Raw genomic sequence first — 5,805 nt, 5'->3', positions numbered from 1 at the left:
AGTCGGCTCGGTGCTCCTGCACCATGCGAACGGCGCGCTCGCGGACTTCCGGGGAGAACTTCGGTGACTTGTTCATGGCTCCATCTTCTCAAGAGTTGGTGCCTCCTCGAAATCCGGGGCTGTTCAGTTGGGTGGCTTACCTGGGCGCATCGCATCAGCTTTCACACCTCCAAGGGCTGGGCAACCCCTTCTCATCAAAGCGAAAATCCTAGCTCGACACTCATCTGGCATCCCCGGCTCCTCACCTTCTCATTCCAGAATTCAACGGGCGATTCCGCCTTCAACGGGAAGATTCCGGTCTTTAACGGAAAACGACATTAGATCGGAAAGGTGAGCCAACATCATAAGTCAAGAGTGAACTTTAACGTGGTTAATCTTGATGGATTGAAGGACGCTTCTATTGATGCAGAAGCGTACTGTTCAACCCGGCCGACCTCCTGGCACGACTACCTATGAAGCCGAGCCGGCCTTGGCGTTCGGGCGGGCTGTGCGCGACGCACGCATGGCTCAAGGCATCGCTCAGGACGAGTTCGCGGCCATGGCGGATATCTCGCGCTCACATATGGGCAAGATCGAGCGTGGAGAGCATGTGCCCACGCTCCCCCTGATACTGAGAATTTCCGTGGCGCTCAGGCTCAGTGCGGCCGAACTGATGGCAGCAACAGAGCAAAACCTCCGTACTAAAATCGATACGTGAGCTGACCCTCCTGGAGGGCCTCAGCAGCAGTCGCCTGATTGCGCGCGCAGGCGAACGATAAATCGCTCCAGCGACTCCGACAAGTCGTCGCTGTCGGGCCGAAGCAGGTAGGTGGTGATAACCGCTGAATCAACGGCCAAGGGACGGATTACCACGTCTGGACGCTGGCTGACCGCGATCCTGGCCGCCGTGGTGAAGCCGACACCATAGCCTGCGCCAACCAGGGTGAGCATCATGTCCAGCGAAGTCACATGCTCGGCGACATTGGGCTCGCGCTCCAGCGGCCGCAACAGCCGGGCCAGCTCGCGGCAGTAGCCTTCGCATACCTGCGGGTCACATAGCACCAGAGGATGGCACGCGAGTTCATGCAGAGGAACCTTCTTGTGCGACAGCAGCGGGTGCCGGGGAGGCATGGCGACCACCAGTGGGTCCTGCCAGATCGGTTCGGACACTATGCCTTCGCCCACGTCGGCGGCGTGTGAGAATCCGATGGTGAAGTCGCCTGATCGCAGTCCGCGCACCTGCTCGGCCAACGGCACTTCAGACAGGCGTATCTCGATTTCTGGTTCTTCCTCGCGGCAACGGGCAAGGAACGCCGACAGCCGAGGATCAATCGCGCCGTCGGATACGGCGATGCGCAGCCTCCCTTGCGAGCCTGCTGCTACCGCTTTGACATTCTCCCGCGCTTGCTCCAAGACAGTGAACAATCTGCGAACGTCCTGCAGGAAGGCGACACCCGCGGAGGTCAGCAGGGTTCCTCTTCGATTTCGATCGAAGAGCACCACCCCCAATTCATCCTCAAGTTCTTTAATGGCTCGGGACAGCGGAGGCTGCTCGATATGCAGGCGCTCGGCGGCCCGCGTGAAATGCAACTCTTCCGCCAAGGCTACAAAGTAACGAAGGTGTCGCAATTCCATGGATCAATCCCTCGAAGTCGATTGCATGTATTGCTTATTTGACCTGCCCCCATTGACCGTGCCAACAGATTGGAGAAGTCCGGGGTTGAAGGTTAATCGAAGTTTTGTTTCTGCTCACTGCCAGCAGCACCGCCAGCGCGCTGGCGGTGCTGCTGGGCGAATCGTGCCGGCGGGATGCGTCCCAAACTGCTGTGCGGCCTGACCTCGTTGTAATCCCGCCGCCAATGTGCAATGCACTCCCGGGCCTGTGACAAGGATTCAAACCACTGCTCGTTGAGGCATTCATCTCTGAACTTGCCGTTGAAGCTCTCGATGTAGCCGTTCTGCATGGGCTTGCCCGGCTCAATCAGGATGTGCCGAATCCCGTTCTTGTGCGTCCAGGCCAGGAACGCCCGACTGGTGAACTCCGGGCCATTGTCCGTTCGCACTGCTGCCGGGTAGCCACGCAACCTTGCCACTTGGTCGAGCACGCGCGTGACGTACTGGCCCGAGATGCCGTAGTCCACCGTGATGTCCACGGACTCCTTGCTGAAGTCATCCACCACCGTCAGACACTTGATGCGCCGTCCACTGGACAGACTGTCCGAGACGAAATCCATGCTCAGCACCTCGTTGATATTCCTGGCCAGTTGCAGCGGCACACGCTCTTGCGCTGGGCGTTTGACTTTGCGGCGCTTCTTCACCGTCAGGTTGGCCTGCCGGTACAGCCGATAGATGCGCTTGTGGTTCACCCCCGGAAACTGCTGGCGCAGCATGTCGTGGATGCGCCGGTAGCCGAATCGGCGGCGCACCAAGGCCGTTTGCCGAATCTGTTCACCCAGGGTGGCGTTGAGCTCGCTGGGCTGCGGTGGGTGGCGGTAGCTGTCTCGGGATAGCCCCACAAGGCGGCAGGCGTGCCGCTCCGAGAGGTGATGCTGCTCAATCATCTGCCGGATGGCATCGCGGCGCGCCTGTGGGGCTAGCGCTTTACCCCGAAGACGCTCTTGAGGGCGTGGATGTCCAGGTGGGCTTCGGCCAGCAGTTTCTTGAGCTTTGCGTTCTCGCTCTCAAGCTCGCGCAGGCGCTGGGTCTCTGAGACCTGCATGCCGCCGAACTTGGCACGCCATTTGTAAAACGTGGCCTGGCTGAAGCCGCCGCTGCGGCACAACTCGGGGATGCCCATGCCGGCTTCGGCCTGTCGCAAGAAGCCAATGATTTGTTCGTCGCCGAACCTGCTCTTCTTCATGTCCGTCATTCTCCTGGGTTGACGGGCTTCTCTCGTTTACTGTGGTACGGCTGGTGGGGGGCAGGTCATATTCATTATTCGTTTCATTCCTGACAAGGAGATGATCAGAGGATTATTTTTTTGTCAGGATCATGTCTATGGTGCCTTTCGCAATCCTTGGCGCAGGTCCGCGACCAGATTCCTGACGGTAACGTACATGGTGTACTTAGGCGCGCCGCCATAGTCCGCGCGCCAGAGGATTGTTCCGTCCTTATCGAGCAGGATGAACGTGTGGCCGTCGTGGCTTTTGCCCATCATGCCGTAGCTGTTCGCGTCGTAGGCGCGCGACACGCTCAGATCGGGATCCGAAAGCACGGGAGTGGCCAACCGCTCGTTGCTTACCTTCTCCTTCAGGGCGTCGATCGGGTCGGTGCTGATGCTTACCAGAGAATCGACACCGAGAGCCCGGAATTCATCGATGTGCGACTCGATGTCCTTGAGCTGGTCCCAGCAGGGCTGGTGGCCAGTCGATTCAAGTGGGCGACACACACAGCCTCTACGCCTGGACGAGGTAGTTGCGCATCAGACCGGAGTCCTCATGCTCCAGCATGTGACAGTGGTAGAGGAACAGCCCCGGGTAGTCCTTGAAGCCGAGCAGAATGCGCACGCGCTCTCCGGGCATCACCAGCACCGTGTCTTTCCAGCCTTCGTCGAGCAGGCCGGCCTTGACCGTGCCTTGCTGGCGCGAGAACGCGGCAGCCACGGAGCGCCCGATCACCCGGAACTGCAGCCCGTGCACGTGCATCGCGTGCGCCATCGCCATGCCCATCATTCCAGTTTGCCCGTCATTGCGAAACTCCCAGACCTCGTGGGTGCCGAGCTTGACGGTCTCCAGCGGGCTCACGCCGAGCATGTCGAAGCTGTGGCCGTTGATGCCCCAGGTCATCATGCCCATGGTGAGGTTGAACACCTTGGGGTGGTTGAAGTTGACGGCAACGCGCGGCTCTGGCCGCGGCAGCTGGGACAGGCGCTGCGGCGGCAACGTCGGCTTGTCATACCTGCCATGCTGGATCTGCAGCTTGAGAACAGGGAACGGTGCGCCATCGGGCAACGCCGATTCGTCCATCATGCCGCCCATCATTCCATTCATGGCCATCCCACCCTCGAAGGCGAGACTCTGCAGCGTCAGTTCGGTGCCGGCCAGCCAGCGGCCGAAATCCACCCACAGGTCGACGCGCTCGGCCGGCGCCAGCATGACGTAGTCGCGCTGCAGCGGCGCGGCCAGCAAGCCGCCATCGGTCCCGATAACCGTCAGCGGCGAGCCGTCATGCCAGGCCAGCTTGTAGATGCGCGCGTTCGAGGCATTGAACAAGCGCAGGCGATAGGCGTCGCGCTCGACCGCCATGCTCGCATCGGGGCGGCCATTGACGAGGATCTGGTCTCCGAACACGCCCATCATGCGGGCCATCATTTGCCCCATGCCGCCCATCATGCCGCGGTCCGTCATGCCGCCCATGCCGCCGCCACCCATCATCCCGTGGTCTTGCGAGCTCTCCGCGGCCGCGCCGGCCGGGCTCTGCGACAGGTAGACAAATTGGTTGTCGTCGTCGAATGTCCGGTCCTGCAGGACCAGCGGGAGGTCATAAGAACCCGTGGGAAGTTCCAGGGCCGCTTCCTCGTCATCGCTGACCAGGAACAGGCCTGCCAGGCCGAAGTAGACCTGCTTGCCCGTCCGGCCATGGGGGTGCGGGTGAAACCAGTAGCTGCCGGCCCGGTTCACGACCGTGAACTCGTAGACGTAGCGCGCGCCCGGCGCGATCGCGTAGCGCGGATGGCCATCCATGGGTTCCGGCACGTGCAGCCCGTGCCAATGAATGATGGTCGACTCCGGCAACTCGTTGATCAAGTCGATGCGCACGCGCTGACCCCGGTGCACGCGGATGATGGGCCCCAGGTAAGTGCCGGCCGATGCGTCAAGCGTGTTCGCATCGCCGCGCAGCAGCTTGCCCTGGTAACGCCACACCTGCGTCTGTGCCCCCGGGCGGATGGCGACACTGTCCTGCATCGCGTGCAGTTCGATGTGGACGTCGATGTTGGCCGCGGCGGGCTCCTCGCCGCCGGCTCTTGCGCTGACCTCTGGCAGGCCGAGCGCGGCGACAGCCACAGCTGTCGCGGAATGCATCAGGATGCGGCGTCTTTGTTGATTCATGCGGGAAGTCTCCGATCGGGTTCAAGTGCGGCGGCTGCGCCTACCAACCGCCCATCCGACCCATCATGCCGAAATGCATCACGACCATGCCGATCACACCCAGGATGGCAATGCCTCCGATGACCGCGAGCACGATCACAACGATCTTAAGTACGCCGCCGCTCGAGTCACTCATGGGTCACTCCTTCCTTCGCGATCTGCGTCCAGGTGCGCCCCTGGTCCTTGCTGACAAAAACACTCCGCTTGAAGGTCGCGATGGCGATCTCGGCCCGTCGGGCAGGGTTCTGCGCGATGTATGCCACAGCATCCTGCGTCAGTGCCGGGATCGGGACCTCTTCGGCTTTGGAGCCGGCCTTCAATGTGATCCTCGCCAGCGCCGCCTTGCCTGCATAGCTGCCAAACCACAGATGCTGCCCGTCCAGATCGAAGCTCGCGGCGAGTACCTGCTTGTCGCCGACCAACCGCTCGAAGCTCTCGGCCGAGTTCCGGGACAGATACAGCCCGTCGTCCATGCCGGCCGCAACGACTTTGGCGTCCGTGGGATGCACAGCCAGGCTGTTGAGCTTGGACCCTAACCCCTTGGCAGCGGCGCGCGTCCACTTCAGGCCGTCGTTTAGCGTGTAGTAGATGCCCGCCTGACTCATGCGGGAGTTGTCACCGACCGGCATATTGGATCCACTCCATGATCGGCATATAGGCGCCACCCGCTGACCGGCGTAATGGAGCCAGGGCGTGATCGCCGTATTGGAGCCAGTCTCGGATCGGCGTAATGAGGCCA

Annotated in this window: 7 protein-coding genes; 1 reads left to right on the top strand and 6 read right to left on the bottom strand. The window is 61.5% G+C overall.

All coding sequences use genetic code 11. The annotated features are described in order from the left end of the window. The first annotated feature begins 403 nt into the window (after positions 1-403). Entirely contained in the window at positions 404-697 is a 294-nt protein-coding gene (locus ACX12L_RS22690) for a helix-turn-helix domain-containing protein (RefSeq protein ID WP_172206891.1), read from the top strand. A gap of 20 nt (positions 698-717) precedes the next feature. On the opposite strand, the gene ACX12L_RS22685 is transcribed toward ACX12L_RS22690, so the two are convergent. The 6 genes from ACX12L_RS22685 to ACX12L_RS22660 form a co-directional block, all read right to left on the bottom strand. Beyond that, positions 718-1,614: a LysR family transcriptional regulator gene (locus ACX12L_RS22685; protein ID WP_201395554.1), complete on the bottom strand. Its 897-nt coding sequence runs from the start codon at positions 1,612-1,614 to the stop codon at positions 718-720. 92 nt (positions 1,615-1,706) lie between these two features. Next, positions 1,707-2,839, bottom strand: a protein-coding gene (locus ACX12L_RS22680) for an IS3 family transposase (RefSeq protein ID WP_414017085.1) whose coding sequence is annotated in 2 segments (ribosomal slippage) — positions 1,707-2,590 and positions 2,590-2,839 — 1,134 coding nt in all. Because the reading frame shifts where the segments join, the coding sequence is not laid out codon by codon here. 135 nt (positions 2,840-2,974) lie between these two features. Continuing rightward, the gene (locus ACX12L_RS22675; protein WP_172206889.1) at positions 2,975-3,367 is read right to left on the bottom strand and encodes a peroxiredoxin family protein; all 393 of its coding nucleotides are present in this window, start codon (positions 3,365-3,367) and stop codon (positions 2,975-2,977) included. A gap of 7 nt (positions 3,368-3,374) precedes the next feature. Beyond that, positions 3,375-5,027, bottom strand: coding sequence for a multicopper oxidase family protein (locus tag ACX12L_RS22670; protein ID WP_172206888.1), 1,653 nt, complete (start codon positions 5,025-5,027; stop codon positions 3,375-3,377). A 40-nt stretch (positions 5,028-5,067) separates the two neighbouring features. After that, entirely contained in the window at positions 5,068-5,202 is a 135-nt protein-coding gene (locus tag ACX12L_RS22665) for a hypothetical protein (protein WP_256376568.1), read from the bottom strand. Continuing rightward, positions 5,195-5,695 (bottom strand): beta propeller repeat protein, encoded by a 501-nt coding sequence (locus ACX12L_RS22660; RefSeq protein WP_459264545.1) that lies wholly within the window; start codon positions 5,693-5,695, stop codon positions 5,195-5,197. The genes ACX12L_RS22665 and ACX12L_RS22660 overlap by 8 nt, the downstream gene beginning before the upstream one ends. Positions 5,696-5,805 lie beyond the last annotated feature (110 nt).

The sequence above is a fragment of the Alicycliphilus sp. T452 genome, from assembly GCF_054512775.1.
This window is presented reverse-complemented; position numbering and strand designations above follow the sequence as displayed.

Excerpts from the sequence above, each read along its gene's own strand:
- ACX12L_RS22690 (WP_172206891.1), top strand. The coding sequence starts at position 404 with ATGCAGAAGCGTACTGTTCAACCCGGCCGACCTCCTGGCACGACTACC.
- ACX12L_RS22685 (WP_201395554.1), bottom strand. The coding sequence starts at position 1,614 with ATGGAATTGCGACACCTTCGTTACTTTGTAGCCTTGGCGGAAGAGTTG.
- ACX12L_RS22670 (WP_172206888.1), bottom strand. The coding sequence starts at position 5,027 with ATGAATCAACAAAGACGCCGCATCCTGATGCATTCCGCGACAGCTGTG.
- ACX12L_RS22665 (WP_256376568.1), bottom strand. The coding sequence starts at position 5,202 with ATGAGTGACTCGAGCGGCGGCGTACTTAAGATCGTTGTGATCGTGCTC.
- ACX12L_RS22660 (WP_459264545.1), bottom strand. The coding sequence starts at position 5,695 with ATGCCGGTCGGTGACAACTCCCGCATGAGTCAGGCGGGCATCTACTAC.